This is a genomic window from Dysgonomonas sp. UBA7710 (assembly GCF_002482385.1).
Classification (GTDB): domain Bacteria; phylum Bacteroidota; class Bacteroidia; order Bacteroidales; family Dysgonomonadaceae; genus Dysgonomonas.
In genome coordinates this window covers 95,265-112,525 of sequence record NZ_DLFW01000035.1, presented here as the reverse complement: position 1 = coordinate 112,525, position 17,261 = coordinate 95,265, and the positions used below count along the sequence as shown (strand labels likewise).

20 protein-coding genes are annotated in these 17,261 nt (G+C 39.9%); 10 read left to right on the top strand and 10 right to left on the bottom strand.

The features are described from left to right. Positions 1 to 24: 24 nt before the first annotated feature. The 3 genes from mobC to mobA all read right to left on the bottom strand — a co-directional run bounded on the left by mobC (position 25) and on the right by mobA (position 3,850). Positions 25 to 2,022: a conjugal transfer protein MobC gene (gene mobC / locus B3317_RS11020; protein ID WP_109568746.1), complete on the bottom strand. Its 1,998-nt coding sequence runs from the start codon at positions 2,020 to 2,022 to the stop codon at positions 25 to 27. A gap of 101 nt (positions 2,023 to 2,123) precedes the next feature. Then, positions 2,124 to 3,410 carry a conjugal transfer protein MobB gene (gene mobB, locus B3317_RS11015; RefSeq protein WP_291111418.1) on the bottom strand — a complete coding sequence of 429 codons (1,287 nt, stop codon included), beginning with the start codon at positions 3,408 to 3,410 and terminating at the stop codon, positions 2,124 to 2,126. Between the two features lie 8 nt (positions 3,411 to 3,418). Next, positions 3,419 to 3,850, bottom strand: a complete 432-nt coding sequence (mobA, locus tag B3317_RS11010; RefSeq protein ID WP_066440844.1) for a conjugal transfer protein MobA — start codon at positions 3,848 to 3,850, stop codon at positions 3,419 to 3,421. Positions 3,851 to 4,574: 724 nt separating this feature from the next. Between mobA and B3317_RS11005 the strand changes: the two genes are divergently transcribed. The 3 genes from B3317_RS11005 to B3317_RS10995 are packed head-to-tail and all read left to right on the top strand — an operon-like array spanning position 4,575 to position 6,423. After that, positions 4,575 to 5,342 carry a ParA family protein gene (locus B3317_RS11005; RefSeq protein WP_109568745.1) on the top strand — a complete coding sequence of 256 codons (768 nt, stop codon included), beginning with the start codon at positions 4,575 to 4,577 and terminating at the stop codon, positions 5,340 to 5,342. A gap of 4 nt (positions 5,343 to 5,346) precedes the next feature. Further along, positions 5,347 to 5,784, top strand: coding sequence for a DUF3408 domain-containing protein (locus B3317_RS11000; RefSeq protein ID WP_109568744.1), 438 nt, complete (start codon positions 5,347 to 5,349; stop codon positions 5,782 to 5,784). A gap of 3 nt (positions 5,785 to 5,787) precedes the next feature. Next, positions 5,788 to 6,423: a conjugal transfer protein TraD gene (locus B3317_RS10995; RefSeq protein WP_291111415.1), complete on the top strand. Its 636-nt coding sequence runs from the start codon at positions 5,788 to 5,790 to the stop codon at positions 6,421 to 6,423. A gap of 14 nt (positions 6,424 to 6,437) precedes the next feature. Here the strand turns inward: B3317_RS10995 and B3317_RS10990 are convergent, their stop codons facing one another. The 7 genes from B3317_RS10990 to B3317_RS10960 form a co-directional block, all read right to left on the bottom strand. Continuing rightward, entirely contained in the window at positions 6,438 to 6,836 is a 399-nt protein-coding gene (locus tag B3317_RS10990; protein ID WP_291111413.1) for a hypothetical protein, read from the bottom strand. A gap of 132 nt (positions 6,837 to 6,968) precedes the next feature. Then, positions 6,969 to 7,091 (bottom strand): DUF5710 domain-containing protein, encoded by a 123-nt coding sequence (locus B3317_RS10985; protein ID WP_291111411.1) that lies wholly within the window; start codon positions 7,089 to 7,091, stop codon positions 6,969 to 6,971. Positions 7,092 to 7,118: 27 nt separating this feature from the next. Further along, positions 7,119 to 7,925: an endonuclease gene (locus B3317_RS10980; RefSeq protein WP_291111409.1), complete on the bottom strand. Its 807-nt coding sequence runs from the start codon at positions 7,923 to 7,925 to the stop codon at positions 7,119 to 7,121. After that, a complete protein-coding gene (locus tag B3317_RS10975; protein ID WP_291111406.1) occupies positions 7,926 to 9,701 on the bottom strand; it encodes a DUF2326 domain-containing protein in 1,776 nt (591 codons plus the stop codon). After that, positions 9,691 to 9,981, bottom strand: a complete 291-nt coding sequence (locus tag B3317_RS10970) for a hypothetical protein (RefSeq protein WP_124986852.1) — start codon at positions 9,979 to 9,981, stop codon at positions 9,691 to 9,693. Before B3317_RS10970 ends, B3317_RS10975 begins: the two co-directional genes overlap by 11 nt. Beyond that, the gene (locus B3317_RS10965) at positions 9,978 to 10,874 is read right to left on the bottom strand and encodes a hypothetical protein (RefSeq protein ID WP_124986853.1); all 897 of its coding nucleotides are present in this window, start codon (positions 10,872 to 10,874) and stop codon (positions 9,978 to 9,980) included. The genes B3317_RS10970 and B3317_RS10965 overlap by 4 nt, the downstream gene beginning before the upstream one ends. Positions 10,875 to 10,881: 7 nt before the next feature. After that, complete coding sequence (locus tag B3317_RS10960) at positions 10,882 to 11,178, bottom strand: helix-turn-helix domain-containing protein (RefSeq protein ID WP_245896536.1); 297 nt, start codon at positions 11,176 to 11,178, stop codon at positions 10,882 to 10,884. Positions 11,179 to 11,354: 176 nt separating this feature from the next. Between B3317_RS10960 and B3317_RS10955 the strand changes: the two genes are divergently transcribed. The 7 genes from B3317_RS10955 to B3317_RS10925 are packed head-to-tail and all read left to right on the top strand — an operon-like array spanning position 11,355 to position 17,245. After that, positions 11,355 to 11,660 carry a DUF4134 domain-containing protein gene (locus B3317_RS10955; RefSeq protein WP_078690882.1) on the top strand — a complete coding sequence of 102 codons (306 nt, stop codon included), beginning with the start codon at positions 11,355 to 11,357 and terminating at the stop codon, positions 11,658 to 11,660. A gap of 11 nt (positions 11,661 to 11,671) precedes the next feature. Continuing rightward, positions 11,672 to 12,004 carry a DUF4133 domain-containing protein gene (locus B3317_RS10950; RefSeq protein WP_078690881.1) on the top strand — a complete coding sequence of 111 codons (333 nt, stop codon included), beginning with the start codon at positions 11,672 to 11,674 and terminating at the stop codon, positions 12,002 to 12,004. Then, positions 12,001 to 14,505 carry a TraG family conjugative transposon ATPase gene (locus B3317_RS10945; RefSeq protein ID WP_291111397.1) on the top strand — a complete coding sequence of 835 codons (2,505 nt, stop codon included), beginning with the start codon at positions 12,001 to 12,003 and terminating at the stop codon, positions 14,503 to 14,505. The genes B3317_RS10950 and B3317_RS10945 overlap by 4 nt, the downstream gene beginning before the upstream one ends. A 27-nt stretch (positions 14,506 to 14,532) precedes the next feature. Further along, the gene (locus B3317_RS10940) at positions 14,533 to 15,165 is read left to right on the top strand and encodes a DUF4141 domain-containing protein (protein WP_291111396.1); all 633 of its coding nucleotides are present in this window, start codon (positions 14,533 to 14,535) and stop codon (positions 15,163 to 15,165) included. Between the two features lie 2 nt (positions 15,166 to 15,167). Then, positions 15,168 to 16,163, top strand: coding sequence for a conjugative transposon protein TraJ (gene traJ, locus B3317_RS10935; RefSeq protein WP_109568737.1), 996 nt, complete (start codon positions 15,168 to 15,170; stop codon positions 16,161 to 16,163). Between the two features lie 19 nt (positions 16,164 to 16,182). After that, the gene (gene traK, locus B3317_RS10930; protein WP_109568736.1) at positions 16,183 to 16,806 is read left to right on the top strand and encodes a conjugative transposon protein TraK; all 624 of its coding nucleotides are present in this window, start codon (positions 16,183 to 16,185) and stop codon (positions 16,804 to 16,806) included. 10 nt (positions 16,807 to 16,816) lie between these two features. After that, positions 16,817 to 17,245 (top strand): hypothetical protein, encoded by a 429-nt coding sequence (locus B3317_RS10925; RefSeq protein WP_291111394.1) that lies wholly within the window; start codon positions 16,817 to 16,819, stop codon positions 17,243 to 17,245. Positions 17,246 to 17,261: the final 16 nt, after the last annotated feature.

Sequence of the window (17,261 nt, the reverse complement as noted above, 5' to 3'; positions counted from 1 at the left end):
GTGTTAGACTTCCCTTTTATTTTATCACTCCTGTACCAAATGCTGTAAATCGGGGTCATTCTTGATGCGTTCCATTTCACTTACAACAATATTTAGTATATCTGATTTTATCTGTTTGTAATTGGCTTCAATTTCCTGCTTCATTTTATCTTCACCCTGCTTATCAACAAAGGACAGGATTTCCGGTATTTTCTGATAGGCTTTTGTTTCGGCAGCAACTGTTTCATTATCTACCACAATTTCGGCGTGAAATATTTTTTGCTCGATACGTTCATCAAAGTTATCCGATACAGAACCTACAAACATACCTTGTGTCAAAGTTGAGATTTTTGATGCAGGTATGAGGCTGTCTAACTGTGTGGATATCGAAGTAGATTTATCATTTCTGTTAATGGTCATACTTTGGCGTTTCTGCAACACCTTGCCGAAGCGTTCAGATAAACTTTTTGCCGTTTCTCCAACCACCTGACCACTGAATATATTACCAACCGTGTTCTGTATTACCTTGCTCTCTTTGTCGCCGTAATCCCTCGTTAATTGCGAAAAGTCCTGAAAGCCCAGGCAAACGGCTACCTTATTACTTCTCGCCGTTGCGATAAGGTTATCCAGTCCCCTAAAATAAATTGTGGGCAACTCATCTATGATAACCGAACTCTTTAACTGCCCTTTTTTATTGATGAGTTTTACAATCCTTGAATTGTACAAACCCAAAGCTGCGGAGTAAATATTTTGACGGTCAGGATTGTTACCAACGCATAAAATCTTCGGCTCGTTCGGGTTGTTGATGTCGAGCGTGAAGTCGTCGCCAGTCATTACCCAATAAAGCTGCGGGCTTATCATTCTTGATAAAGGAATTTTTGCAGAAGCAATTTGCCCCTGTAACTGGTCTTGTGCGCCGCCTTGCCAAGCATCCATAAAGGGCGATAAATAATTCTCTAAATCAGGGTATGAGGTAAGAATTGTGAATACGTCCGAATACTTTTTATTCAGTAATTCAATGGCGTGCGGGAATGTGCAATACTTGCCGTTTTCATAGATTTTCAGATACCAAATAATAGCTGCAAGCAAGATAATTGGGCTTTCCACGAAAAAATCCCCTTGCTTCTGTATCCAGGACCTGTTGAGGTTCAGCATTATGGTATAAGCTGCTTCGTAAGCATCGGAAATATCCGTCATAAAGTCGGGATTGAGTGGATTGCAACGATGGCTCTTGCGTGGGTCGTCAAAATTTATCACATAGAATTTCGGCTGAATTTTATACTTGTCGCGATGCTTCAGTAAGTGATTGTAGGCAATGGTAGAAAGGTCGTCGAATTTGAAATCGTAGATATACATACTAAAGCCTTTCTCAATCTGCTGCTTGATGTAGTTATTTACGATAGCATAGGATTTTCCTGAACCCGGAGTACCCAACACGATAGATGCCCTGAAAGGATTTACGATGTTTATCCAACCGTTGTTCCATTTGCCCTTGTAGTAAAATTTGGTGGGCAAGTTGACGGAGTATTCATTTTCCATCAGCTTGGTTTCCTGTTGGAAGCTCTCGTTTTCATTATTGAAAACGTCGTCCATAAGGTTAGTACGGAGCAAACGGCTCATCCATACACCTGCCATCAATAAGGAGATATAACCTAAAGAGATGGTAAGGATATACAGAAATGTGCCTGTTGCCGGAGATAGCTTTAATAATGAGGTATTAAGAAAAAACAGCACAAAGCCTACCCCCAAAGCCACATAAATTTTAGACCAGGTTATCTTCTCATTTTTTACGCCTTTCGTTCCTAAGCAACTCAAAGCCAACAAAACCAAAGCAAATGCTTTGGTGTATAAGGTATGTGAGAACAAACCTGCCGTTCTGTCGAAATTGCCCAGTATTTTGTTGATTACTTCCAACGTCCACCCACGTTCTAAAAAGAAACCGTAGCAGAACCAATAAAGGTGCATCAGTACCAAAAGAATACTGACTGCCCGCATAAAAGCCATTATCTTGGCAAGCCCTCTTAAATCGTCTTCTCCCTGCATTATTTTAAGTTTTAATGTTCGGGCGTGAATTTAAAGGCTCTATGGAGTGGCTATAAGAAAGTGGCAGCCAGTGGCGTTGTGTGGCAGTATTTGGCTGATTACTATTTCTGACCTCTTTGGCGTTTGCGTTTCTTCTTCATCTTGTTAGCAAAATCCAATTCTTCATAATCCTCGCCCTGGGCTTCGGGTAGCAAACCGCCCAATGCTTCAATCAAACCGTCTTCGTGTTTTTCCGTAGTTAAGAAATCGAACAAATGGTGTGGTTCTTCCGCAGGAAGATCCGCATCATTTGATATGGATATTTTGGGTTGCTGTAAAGCAGGTTCTTTTATCTCCGGTTTGATGTTATTGTTCCAATAATCATTAAAGACATTGGCAGAAAGTTCCTTTGCTAAGCGTGAACCGTTCCAAACCGTTTTAGAATTATGGTCTATAAAAGTCATTCCGTAAATGCGACCTGTATCATTCCGGCGTACCACTACGTTAATGCCCTGTTCAGCCAATTGCTTTTTGAAAGCCTGCTCATCGCTCGTTGTTTTCAGGGCAATGGTAGCGGCAGCTTTTAGGGTTTGCTTGCTTGGGTGGTCTTTTAAAGCTGTTTTGCATTTCGCAAAATGCAATTCCAAAGCAGGTAGCCCTGCGCCCTTGCCGAAGAGGGAAGCCTTAAACGGATGCCCGGCTCTTTCGCCTTTTTCATTTAATGGAATGTACAATAAACCCTGCTGCATTTTTCCCTGCAATTCTCCTTCGATTTTCTCGGCGGTAATATTGAAAAGAGATAGCAAGGCATTGTATTCGCCCAAACTTTGGTACTGGTAATAGTTCGGCAGGTGTCGGACTACCGAAGCGATTTGGCTTTTTACATCGCCTGCCCTATAATCTACCGGACGGAAAACCTTATCATTCTGATTGCGCTCTTTATCTGTTGCGGGTATCAACCCGTGTTTTTTTTCCAACTCCCGGCACAGGTTCATAGACCGCATTTTCTCGAACTTATCCGAAATTTTTTTGCCCTGCTCATCAACACAAACCGATACAATATGGATGTGGCTGCGGTCAATATCGGTGTGTTTGAATACTACAAAAGGCTGTTCGCCGTAACCCATTTCACGCATATATTCCTCTGCTATTTCCCGAAATTTATCATCGCTTACCTTGTCATTCGGGTCGGGGTTGAGCGAAATATGCAAAGTATGTTTCTCGGTATTTCGGTTGGCAATCAGATAGGGCGCAAAAGATTGGGCTAATTGTGCAACGGAATAATGCCCGTTAGCGGTTTCAATTATCTTATTGGCGAACAAAATTTGTCCGTTTTCATTTTCTACTTTGAGCTGATTGTACGCCAATGCTCCGTATAAATTCCCGCTTCTGCCAATCTTTGCTATCATTTCTACCGCTATTTTTTGAGGTATTTTGCATCAAATTCCTCGCTCATCTGAATGATTTTTTGACAGAGCATCGCCATTTCAGCCGTTTGTTTTTCCAGTTTGTACAGGAATGCTGCGGCTTTTTTCTCCGAAAAATTCTTGTACAACAGCTTTACAATTTGGTTGTAGTTCACGCCTATGGAACGGAACTGGCTGTGAAAAGAGGTCAGCCGCATATAAAAATCAACTGTTCCTTTGTCAATCTGAATGGTCTTTATGGTCTTGTCAAAGATGCAGGACGTAATAAAATGCGCCTTTACCTGCATACCTGATTTGTCAAAAAGAGCAAGAAAACGGGCGTGTTCCTGCTCGTTAAAGGAAATCGTGTATCGGATGTTCGCCGGGTCTTTTTTCGGGCGGCGTCCGGTCTTCTTCTGTTGCTTATTGTTATTATCATTCATCACTAATCCATTTTAAATCCATACAAAACCCTGACTTCGGAAGGTGTTTTCTGCCCCTGCAAAGGGCAAGTTGTTTTGAGCATCGGAAATCATTCCGAGATGCTCAAAACACAACTTGCCGTGTTCCGGTGAACACAAAAATCCGCCCTGCGGGACGGATTAAAAGTAGCAGGGAAAAACGGCTCGATGCCGTTCCCGTTACCCTCCGATTTGTGAAAAGACTTTTGCATAAATCCGTTAATAAAAATCATTTTACAAAGTAACCCCCTCTTTACGAAAGGATTGTAATGTATGGCAGTGCCAAACACTGCCTTTGAACGCCAAACAGTGCCACGTTAATGAAAGCACCTATATATCTGCATTTCTTTGTGCCTATCAACAGATATAAGGGCATAGATAGCTATGCAGGTAACAGCGTAACTACGCAAGTACCGATATAAAAAAGTGCAGTTGTGCAGATGTGAAAAAGTACAGACGGAAGCACCTGTTTATGGGGTTAGGTACATAGAGTTTTAAGCACCTAAGCAAGCAGGTATATTGGTAAGAACCTGCGTACCTGCCTACGGACATAAATGCGTATTGGGGTATATAGATAACTCGCCGCATACTCGCTTACCTGACTATTGCTGTACACGACTATGAACCTATATACAATGGTGCATAACCAACTGCGGATAAACGGACATAGGTATTTGGATATATAAATAATTAAATAAGTAGAAATATGAACGCAAAACACAAAACAACATTTATCGCCTTTTCTTCTCAAAAAGGCGGTGTAGGCAAAAGCACATTTACAACGCTTGTTGCGAGTACTATGCACTATCGGTTAGGCTACAATGTAGCCGTATTTGATGCGGATTTTCCGCAGCACAGCCTGATGAAAATGAAGACGAGGGATTTGGCAATGGTAATGGAAAATGAGGCTTTGAAAAAGCTGGCGTATAAGCAATTTACCACCATCAACAAAAAAGCCTACCCGATTATGCAGCATAAAGCGGATAGTGTATTGGATGCGGCTCACGAATTTGTAAACACTTCTTCGGTTCCGGTTGATGTGATATTCTTTGACCTGCCCGGAACTGTGAACACACCAGGCATCCTGAAAGCACTGGCAGGGATGCACCACATTTTCACGCCCATTACCGCAGACCGTGTGGTAATGGAAAGTACGCTCATTTTCACACAGCTTTTACAGGATGTGATTATGAAAAAAGGGGAAACTTCCATAGAAACCATTAACCTGTTTTGGAACCAGGTGGACGGCAGGGAAAGCACACCCTTATATGATGTGTATAACCAACTTATCGAACAATTGGGGTTAAGCCTGATGCAAAGCCAAATCAAGAACAGCACCCGTTTTCGTAAAGAGAGTGAAGCAGATAGCAAAACCGTTTTCCGCTCTACCGTGATGCCTCCCGATGAACGTTTGATGAAAGCCTGTCAGTTAGACCTGTTCATAGACGAGTTTTTAAAAATCATTCAATTGTAGCCTTATGGAGAAAGATAATAAAAGAAAAGCCACGCCGGATATTAACGAGGAACTGATGATGAACCTGATGGTGGACGGCATTAAAAAGGACGGGTTACAGCTTCCTCCGGAACCTGCGGAAAAACCGGAGAAACAAGATATAAAGCCCGATGAATTGCCAAAGGAGAAACCTGTGGTTAAAGAAAAAAGCAGGGTTAAAAAGGCAAACGAAACCGATTATGAAAGTATCTTTTTCAGAAGACCGGACACCAATGCCCGTGATGGAAAAACGGTTTATATCCGACCAGACTTTCACGAAAAACTAACACGTATCGTACAGGTAATAGGCGAAGATAAAATAACCATTTACGCCTACTTAGACAATTTGCTTGATTACCATTTTCAGGAATTTGGCGAGCAAATTACCAAGAGTTTTAATGATAAGTACAAACCCATTTTATAAGCTATGGAAACAGTAATTGTGATATGCTTGCTGATAGTCATTGCTCTGCTTTTGCAGGACAAGATTGTCATTAAAAAAAGGTCGGAACAAAAGCAAAAGCAGGAAAAAGTGAACCCAAACCTGCCGAATATTATGGGGCAGCCCAAGCCTGTAAGAAGCCTTTCAGTGCCAAACAGTGCCAACGAAAGCCAAATAATGGAACAGGAGATAAACCCCGATAATTTAGACATAGAATACGACGAAAATGAAAACGTAGGTATTCAGGTTCCGCAGGAAGAGCTGGACGAAGTTTTCAGTAATATACCTGATTGGGAGGAAGAGGAAGAAGAATGGAATAGGTATGGAATATCCAGTGGCGATAACAGTCTTGCCCAGGGGGTTACCTATGATGAACTAAGCTCTATAGGGGCGTTGCTCCAAAAGGAAAATTTGGAACAATCCCAAAAAGAAACAGCGGTAGCGATAGTTCAAAGATTACAAGGTACTGAATTATTCAGCCTGCTGGAAAATTCCATTGAGGGTGCATCCCGAAAAATTGCCGAGCTTTTGGATAGTACGCTCTCATCTGAAGCTGAAGCCAGTTCTTCCACCTTGCGGAAAAGTGATTTGGGTGATTTTGACATTGGGGAGTTTGTTTAGGCAAATTCCCCTTTTTATTTTTTCTGTTCTAAAAATTCTTCGTAGGTTATTGATTTAGCATAGTCAGGAATGTCATCAGCATTGCTCAACCAAGAATAATCAGCATCTATTTCTACATCAAATTTGGAGGGAACAGTAATGAAAGTTAATTGTTCATATTCTTCTATTTCTAAAGGAAAGAAAGCACCGCCAGGTTCTGAATGTAGAAAAAAGTCGCCTTGCAAAGCTCCACAATTCTCACAATGATTTGCCCAATAACTACTTTCCGCCGTCTTAGAATACGCAATTTTATAATTTGGAAATAATCTATTGATTTTGCCTGCAAGTTCATTTTCGATAAATATCGGCATACTAAAAAAAGACAACCCATCCGCTCGAAACCATTTTTCATCCTCATTGTCGTCAGTACTCAAATAATAAAAATTATTTGAAGCTAAGGATATGACAGCAGTTTTGTTTGCACATTTATAACAATCACTACTATTTAAAGCAATTGATACAGGCGATTTTATAATAACCGATGCTTTTGATTTGTCTATCCATTGTTAGAAATCATTAATATCCTTATGGTCAGGAACAAACCAAGTTTTTTGTTCCACATCCCAAAAAGCGCCTTTTGATTTGGCAACATCTTTATCGCTATAGGGTACATTTATTTTTAATGGCATAGTGTTAAATCTTCAGATATTTTAGATTTAAGTTTCCGAGAACTCTTCAAACACAGAATAGTTTTTTATTCCTTTAGACTTGTTTACTTTTCCCATTATTGTACCATCAATCCGGCTTTTTAGATATGATGCCAAATCATCAAAGTGTCGAACATCAATATAATTCATTCCTGATGCTTTATATCTTTTGGATAATGAAATGGTGAAAGCAGCCCAATTAAATTTTTCTCCTTTTTTGTTTAATTCAATCTGTTTCCAATCGCCATACCGTTTTTTTAAATAGTCAATATAGTTCTTCTTAGAAAGCTCTTTTCCCAATGCTCCGTCCGGTAATTCAATTTTTGGCTTTACAGGCTTAGACTTTTTTACAAATTTTGGAAAATATTTATGTAATAAAGCCTCTGATTGCTCAATATGTTTTGTTATAGTATCCCATCCCCAATAATACAAATGAAATGGTAGTCCCTGTTCTCTTTTAATTTGATTTAGGTATTCCTGTATTTGAGCATCGTCACGAAATGTAGAAGCAAAAACAAATTTGTCAAAATCAATTGCTAAATCCCTTGCTTTTTCTAAGTCTGCATTTATATCCTGAATTAGATTTTTCCTGATAGTTTCGTCTTTTCTTCCAATGCTTTTCAATTTGCATTGTATTACCGTTTTGGTTTTAGTAGAAAAGACATCAATACCTTTCTGATTTTGCCCTTTCACGCCAAATGTCTGAAAGTCTGTATTTTCATATGACGAAGTATTCTCTACAAAATTGAATAAATCACAAGTGAGTTCCTCGAATAACCTTTCATCTTTTAAAGGGGGTAATTGATATTTCGCCATTTAAAAAAAACGTTTAAAAATTGTTTCCTGCTCTGTATCTGAATATTCAGCAATTACTTGTTTAGACCAATCAAAATCAAACTTTCCGAACTTACTTTCGTCCCCGTTTAAATCAATTTCATCCTCATTGAAAGTAACGATATATTGAAAGTTATGTAGCTCATTTGATTTATGGTACATATAGTTCAGGACATTGGATATTGTTCTGTATGATATGGCGTGAAATACACCATCGTGTACAAGAAAATCCGGGATGTTCCGTTTGTCAATCCTGCTTTTTAAGAATACCATTAAATCATATGCTACAATTTTTAAACGTTCTTGTCCTAAAGCATCCGCTTTGGGAATTTCCAGACTTATTTTAAAAGGCAATTGATTTCTTGGCGAAGTAGAGTTTAATGTGATATTAAAATAAGAATTATCAAATTCTTCATCCAAATAGATAGCATTTTCAAGAATTTGTTGAAATAACAATCGCAACTCATCAAGATAGGTTTGTTGCTTGTTTAGTTCGCTAACAATATCCCTCTTTAATTCAGCTATTACAATATTTGAGTTCCCTAATATTTCTTCGATTTCGTCAATTTCTCTTACAATAGAGGTGTTTCGTTCTAAAAGCGTTTTTTCATTCACTAATCTTTCATAGGTACTCTCAATCCTATCCAACGCACCTCTCTCTTTCAACAATGAAAATAATTGGCTCCTATTTTTTTCTAATTTTTCAAGTTGTATTAAACTTTGGTCTATTGAGGATTGTAATTTCTTTTCTTCCTCTAACAAATATTTATTCCTATTCGCCAAAAGTTGCTTTTTAAAGTCTATAACTTCATCTAAACTTCTTTTTACAAAGTTGCCAAACGTTGCTACCGTTTCATTGTAGAGTTTACGAATTTTGTCCAGGTCAATAGATGACACCTCGTTATAAGAGGATTTTAGTTTATCTAATTTCCGATTTGTATTATGATATATGATAGATTGCTCATTAATTTCAGAAATGACCTGATTTAATTTTTGCTCTATCTCTTTATGATTGGCAAGAAAATTATACTCCTTCAGACTGCTTTCGAGTGCTGCAATATCTTTTTCAATTTTTAGGCGCTCGGTTCTAAACTCCTGAATATCTTTACCTGTATCTGCTTTGACCTTTTCTGAAAGGGATTTTACTGTATTATTATACCTTTCGTATTCCGAAGAAACCTCATTATATTTTAAAAGCGTTTTAGTTGGAAGGTTAAGCAAATAAAAATTATATAATGCCTTTTCTCTTGCATTGGCATTGTAGGAAACAAAATTTAAAGGGTCAGCCCTTTGCTGGCTTTGCAAATCATCCTTAACAAAAAATTCCATTAACGTTCCATACCTTTTTCCTTCAAAGAACACTTCGTTGTTCTCTGTCGGGAAAAATATCCCTTCCAGTACTTTGGGCATTTCAGGTTTTTCATATTCATCAAGAGCATCTGGTCGTTTTCCAAAAAAGATTTTTTTTGTATCGGAAAAACCCCTCTTAATAAAATACTTTTGTCCCTGTATGTCAAATTCTAAAGTAATGGTGTGGTCATCATCCCGTAAAAAATCATACTTTTTTTGAGCAAATCTTTTCTCTGCTTTACCACTTAATAAGGTAAAATCAACAAGCCTAACCAACGTGGACTTGCCAATACCATTAATACCTCTTGCTTCTTTATCCCCAGAGTATTTACCCAATATGATGTTTATTCCATTGTGAAATGGAACAGTATCTATAAGGTTCGTTTCTGAATATATTTTAATTAACATTGTCGAATAAACTTGTTTGATTTTCCTCTTGGATTTCCTTCTTCACTAATTTGATTTTATACCCTTTTTTCTCAATACTACCAATCGTATGCAAAAATGTCAAAGCATATAGAAAAAGGTCGGGCGTTCTATCTTTATCCCTGTTTAAAAACTTATTCATTATATCATCAACGATGGCATATTTGTTTTTAAATGGAGAATTGCCCATAATACTTATAATATCCGCCCCCAATACCATAAGGTTGGTTTTAAGATTGCTTTCCGGCTGTGGTAATATCATAGTTCATTTTCTGTTTTTCTACCTATTAAACACTGTTCAAACATATACAGCAGAATAGATTTTACGCATTTCACATATTCATCGTCTTTAATGTTTCCATATGCCGTTGTATATTGGTCAGTCAGATTATATAACCTCTCCTTAAAACTTCCTGAAAGTTTATTGTAATCGTTTATAATCCTTCTTTTCAGCGTATTGATTTCATCGTCATTATACCCCGAAAGTATATTGGTAATTGTATTAAATTCCTCCATAACCAATACCATTTCCGAGTTCATCCCGTCCCAATCTTCCTGCGCAAAATTGAGTTCAATTTTCTGTTGAGGGGGAACTAATGATTTTCTGTCAAAATGCAAAGCCTTATCTTCTTCACTGGAAGCATTCAACAAATCGTTAATGATGTCTTGAATATAGTCCTGAATAAAGAAGTTTTCAATACCCAAATAGGCTGCAAGTTTTCGCTTTTTACTTGATACAAGCTCATCAATAGTTGAAAGGATTTGGTCTATGCCCTTTATCGAAGTATTACCGTCCAAATCCTGAATTAACGTAAACTGCTCCGGCGATACTTCGTGATTTACATACATTTCCCAATTTGGAAATTTGTCTTTCCAGTTTTTCTGATATTTTTCAAAATCTCCTTCTTTGTTTGTTGCCCCTAAAACTTTCGTTTCAAAATCAGTTTTGTTATATTTTCTTGGTGCGTAACAAGCCAATATTTTTTGTTCGGGTAAAATAGTACCGTCATTGCCTTTATCCTTATTCCTTCTGATGGGCGTATAGTTATCGACGCCATATTTCAAAAGAAACAGTTCATCAATAAATTCTTCGAACTCAAATCCTTCTTTGGATTGAATTTGCATTTTAAAAGCATTCTTTAATAATTTATCCATATACAAATCAGAGTTCCAAATTAATTTTAACCGTACCGTCAAATCCTTTTTCTACTATCTCTTTAAGGGTTTGAAGTTTGATATTATTTCCATAATCAGTTTCGACCTTAGAAATATAACTCCTTTTCTTACCTACTTTTTGAGCTAATTGTTCTTGAGTTAATTGCCTTTGTTCTCTGGCTTCCTTCAGCATTTCTCCAATATGTCTGCCTGATATCTTCATCTCAAAAATGATTAAAATTAACTTTATTATGAATGTACAAATGTAATTTAAAAGTTGCATTGAACCAACTGTTAATTGCATAAAAAGCATCTGGTTATTAGTGCTTCTGCCCTAAAGATTTCCACCCCAAAAGCCACTCACAGCCAAACACTTCCTTTGACTGCCACATTCTTATAACACCTCTTTTTCCATAAGACATTTGTCCCGAAAACTCGCAAGGTGCGGGATAAACAGTAACAAATTAATGTGTTTCAATTATGGAAAAACAAAGAAAAAAAGTTTTGCTGACGGCAGCGGCTATGCTGTCAGCAATTGGTGTGTTTGCACAGGGAAACGGCTCGGCAGGCATCAACGAGGCTACCCAAATGGTAACGTCTTATTTCGACCCCGCAACCCAATTAATTTACGCCATCGGTGCGGTCGTGGGGTTAATCGGAGGTGTTAAGGTGTACAACAAATTCAGTAGTGGCGACCCTGACACATCGAAGACTGCGGCAAGCTGGTTCGGTGCGTGTATCTTCTTAATCGTAGCGGCTACCATCCTGCGTTCATTCTTCCTTTAATCCTTTGCTTTATGAACAGTTACAACATAAACAAAGGCATTGGCAGAACAGTGGAATTTAAAGGGCTGAAGGCACAATACCTGTTCATCTTCGCTGGCGGACTGCTCGGTACGCTCATCCTTGTGATGATACTGTATATGGCAGGCGTAAACTCCTACATCTGCCTGTTCCTCGGAGCAGGCGGTGCTTCGCTTATTGTGTGGCAGACCTTTTCACTCAACAGGAAGTATGGTGAACACGGGCTAATGAAAATCGGGGCAAATAAAAGACATCCCCGATACATCATTTGTCGCAAGCCTGTACACCGCTATTTAAAATTCACTCCTAAATCGAATGCCCTATGAGAAACGTTTCAAAGACAACAACGCTGGAAAACAAATTTCCTTTGTTGGCAGTAGAAAACAACTGCATCCTTTCCAAAGATGCAGACATTACTGCCTGCTTTGAAGTGCGTTTGCCGGAACTGTTTACGGTAGCTTCTGCGGAATATGAAGCCATTCATTCCGCCTGGCACAAGGCTATCAAAACTTTGCCCGATTTTACGGTTATCCATAAACAGGATTGGTACATCAAGGAAAGCTACGCTCCCGATTTAGCAAAGGAAGACCAAAGTTTTTTGGCTAAATCCTACCAACGCCATTTTAATGAGCGACCATTCCTTAACCATTATTGTTACCTGTTCCTTACCAAGACCACAAAGGAAAGAATGCGTATGCAAAGCAACTTCAGTTCGCTTTGCAAAGGTACGCTGATACCAAAGGAAATCAGGAACAAGGAAACGATACACCGTTTTATGGAGGCAGTCGCTCAATTTGAGCGTATCGTGAACGATAGTGGTTTCATAACCCTGCAACGCCTTACTGAAGACGACATTATCGGAACAGACGAAAAGCAGGGATTGTTGGAACAATACCTAACCCTGTCAAGGGAAAGCGGAACACCGATGCAGGACATCGCACTCGGAACAGAAGAAGTCCGTATAGGGAACAAAAGATTGAGCCTGCACACTTTGTCCGATACGGACGATTTGCCTGGAACGGTATCGGCTGATACCCGTTTTGAAAAACTATCTACCGACCGGAGCGATTGCCGTTTATCGTTCGCCGCTCCTGTGGGACTACTCCTTAGCTGTAACCATATCTACAACCAATATTTGTTTTTAGATAACAGCGAAGACAACCTGCAAAAGTTTGAAAAGTCCGCAAGGAATATGCACTCGCTGGCAAGGTATAGCAGGGCTAACCAAATCAACAAAGAGTGGATAGAAAAGTACCTGAACGAAGCCCACAGCTTCGGGCTGTCTTCCATAAGGGCGCACTTCAACATTATGGCGTGGTCGGAAGACCCTGCCGAATTGAAACAGTTGAAGAACGATTGCGGTAGTGCGTTGGCACTAATGGAGTGTAAGCCCAGACACAACACTACGGACGTAGCCACTTTGTATTGGGCAGGAATGCCGGGCAATGCTGGCGATTTTCCGAGTGAGGAAAGTTTTTACACTTTTATCGAACCTGCTTTGTGCTTCTTCACGGAAGAAACCAACTACCATAATTCGCCCTCTCCGTTCGGCATTAAAATGGCTGACCGCTTGACCGGAAAGCCTATCCATTTGGATATATCGGATTTGCCAATGAAACGTGGGATTATCACGAACCGCAACAAATTTATTTTGGGGCCATCTGGTTCGGGAAAATCGTTCTTCACAAACCATATGGTAAGACAATATTACGAGCAGGGCGCTCACGTTCTGCTCGTAGATACAGGTAATTCCTATCAGGGTTTGTGCGAACTTATCAAAGGAAAGACCAGAGGCGAAGACGGCGTTTACTTCACTTATACTGAAGACAACCCGATTGCCTTTAATCCTTTCTATACGGACGATGGTGTTTTCGACATCGAAAAGCGTGAAAGTATCAAGACCTTGATACTTACGCTTTGGAAGCGTGACGATGAACCGCCAACCCGTTCGGAAGAAGTAGCATTGTCAAATGCTGTAAGCGGTTACATCGAACGTATCAAACAGGACGATATTTATCCGTCATTCAATGGTTTCTATGAGTATGTAAAAGGCGACTACCGTAAGGTACTCGAAGAAAAACAGGTAAGGGAAAAAGACTTTGACATCGCCAATTTTTTAAACGTTCTCGAACCCTACTACAAAGGTGGCGAGTACGATTATCTGTTGAACTCCGATAAGCAGTTAGACCTGCTTTCCAAACGCTTTATTGTGTTTGAAATTGATGCAATTAAAGACCACAAAATCCTCTTTCCTATAGTTACCATCATCATTATGGAAGTCTTCATCAACAAGATGAGGCGACTTAAAGGTATCCGAAAGCTCATTCTGATTGAAGAAGCGTGGAAAGCGATTGCCAAAGAAGGTATGGCTGAATACATCAAGTACCTATTTAAAACTGTAAGGAAGTTTTTTGGAGAAGCAATTGTCGTAACGCAGGAGGTTGACGACATCATCCAGTCGCCCATTGTCAAAGAAAGTATCATCAATAATTCCGACTGTAAAATCCTATTAGACCAACGCAAGTATATGAACAAGTTTGATGATATACAGGCAATGTTGGGACTTACAGATAAAGAAAAAGGTCAGGTGCTTTCCATCAATATGAACAACGACGCTTCACGGCTTTACAAAGAAGTGTGGATAGGTTTAGGTGGTACGAACTCGGCAGTCTATGCCACCGAAGTAAGTCTCGAAGAATACTTAGCCTACACCACTGAAGAAACCGAAAAAATGGAAGTGATGCAGCTCGCCCAAGAGCTGGACGGTAACGTCGAACTCGCCATCAAGCATATCTCTATGCAAAGGCGTGACAAGGCAAATCAATAGTCATTAACAATTTAAAATTCAGAAACAATGAAAAAAGTATTGTATCTGGTGTGTACGGCACTAATGCTTGCCGTAGTACCGTCAGCAAAAGCCCAATGGGTAGTAACCGACCCTACAAACCTGGCATCGGGTATTCTCAATAGTGCAAACGAAATCGTACAGACTTCCTCTACCGTGAGTAATGTGATTAAGAACTTCAACGAGGTAAAGAAAGTGTATGAGCAAGGTAAAGAATACTACGACAAGCTTAAAGCCATCAACAACCTTGTGAAAGATGCCCGCAAAGTACAGCAAACGGTTTTGCTGGTAGGCGATGTGTCCGAAATGTATGTGCAAAATTTCGGCAAGATGATGAACGACCCCAATTTTTCGCCGCAGGAATTGGTAGCTATCGGTAACGGTTATTCAGCGTTGCTGAATGAAAGTACAGAACTGCTGAAAGAACTCAAACAGATTGTAACAGCATCAAGCCTTTCTCTGAACGACAAGGAGCGTATGGATATTATTGACCGTGTGTACAAAGAAGTAAAGGACTACCATAGCCTTGTACGCTATTACACCAATAAGAATATTTCTGTCAGCTACCTGAGAGCGAAAAAGAAAAATGATGCCAAAAGAGTGCTTGAACTCTATGGAACTGCTAACCAAAAATACTGGTAAAAATGGAATGGGATAATCTTCACGAACTCTTACGTTCACTCTATGATGATATGATGCCACTTGCCGGAGATATGGCGGCAGTGGCTAAAGGTCTTGCGGGATTGGGTGCGTTGTTCTATGTGGCATTAAAGGTTTGGCAGGCGTTAAGCCGTGCCGAACCTATTGATATGTTCCCGCTGTTACGTCCATTCGCTTTGGGGCTTTGCATTATGTTTTTCCCAACTATAGTATTAGGAACTATCAATGCGGTATTAAGTCCGGTGGTTACAGGAACACACGCCATACTTGAAGACCAGGTGCTTGACCTGAATAAGCTCCAACAGCAGAAAGACCAATTGGAATACGAGGCAATGGTCAGAAATCCCGAAACCGCTTATATGGTATCAGATGAAGAGTTTGATAAAAAGCTGGACGAATTGGGCTGGTCGCCCTCCGACATTGGAACAATGGCGGGAATGTATATGGACAGGCAAGCCTACAAGATAGAAAAAGCCATAAAAGATTGGTTCCGCAATTTGCTGGAAATACTTTTTCAGGCGGCTGCTTTGGTTATTGATACCATACGAACATTTTTCCTCATAGTCTTATCCATACTCGGGCCGATAGCCTTTGCGATAAGCGTATGGGATGGTTTTCAGTCCACGCTCACGCAATGGCTGACCCGATATGTTAGTGTTTACCTGTGGCTTCCCGTTTCGGATTTGTTCAGCTCGATGTTGGCAAGAATACAATCTCTCATATTGGAAAGGGATATAGCAATGCTGGCTGACCCCACCTTCATTCCCGATACCAGCAATACGGTGTACATCATTTTTATGATTATAGGCATCATCGGGTACTTCACGATACCGACCGTAACAGGTTGGGTAATCCAAGCCGGAGGCGCAGGAAACTTTACCCGAAATGTAAATCAAGCTGCAATGAAAACCGGAAACATCGCCGGAGCTGGTGCGGGTTCTACGGTTGGAAATATTGGCGGAAAGCTAATGAACAAATAAACAATTAATCATTAAAAAAATGGAATTTAAAACGCTAAGAAATATCGAAAACAGCTTTAGGCAGATACGTTTGTATGCCATTGTGTTTGCGGTTCTCTGCATTGGCGTGGTAGGATATGCCGTATGGCAGTCCTACCGCTTTGCAGAAGAACAACGCCAAAAAATTTATGTACTGGATAACGGTAAATCTTTAATGCTTGCTTTATCCCAGGATGCAAGCATCAACCGCCCGGTTGAGGCGAGGGAACACGTCAGACGTTTTCACGAACTATTCTTTACGCTCGCTCCCGATAAGAACGCCATCGAAAGCAATATGAGCAGGGCTTTTAACCTTGCAGACAAAAGTGCTTTTGATTATTACAAAGATTTAACGGAAAAGGGTTACTACAGTCGTATTATTTCGGGGAACGTACAACAACGCATAGAGGTGGATAGTGTTGTGTGCAATTTCGATAACTATCCGTATGCGGTGCGAACCTATGCCAAACAATTCATCATTCGTTCGAGCAATGTAACCAAGCGTAATCTGATTACCTCTTGCTATCTCGTGAACTCTGTTCGCTCAGACAACAACCCGCAGGGTTTCAATATCGAAAAGTTTGCAGTCGTAGAAAACAGGGATATCGAAGTTATCGAACGCTAAAACAAATCTTATGGAAGCATTATCAGATTTAAACACATTCGCAAAAATCCTTACTGAAAAAGGATACAACGGCTATTTCCATACGCAGGGTGCGTATGCTGGAAAGCTAAAAGATAGCATCAGCGAATATCTTGAAAACTGCCAAAAAGGTGCAGACAGCCTGCCTAAGCAGGACTTGTTATTGACTGGCTACCTGCAATGGTCGGGAGAAAATAAGCCTCGTGTAGAATGCAATATGTGGGTAAAATACCTGAACGGCAAATTCTCTCTTAACAGAATGGACGTAATAAAGACGGACGGTTTTGGGCAACTGCTGAAAAAGTCGGAGCTGACAAACCTGTCTATAATATCCGTACCCAAAGCAGTTGAAGCGGTCGCATTGGTCAAGGATGAGCCGAAGCAAAAAGCAGGGAAAAGTCCTAAGCGTTTCAAGCTATAACAACAGAAATAGTAAG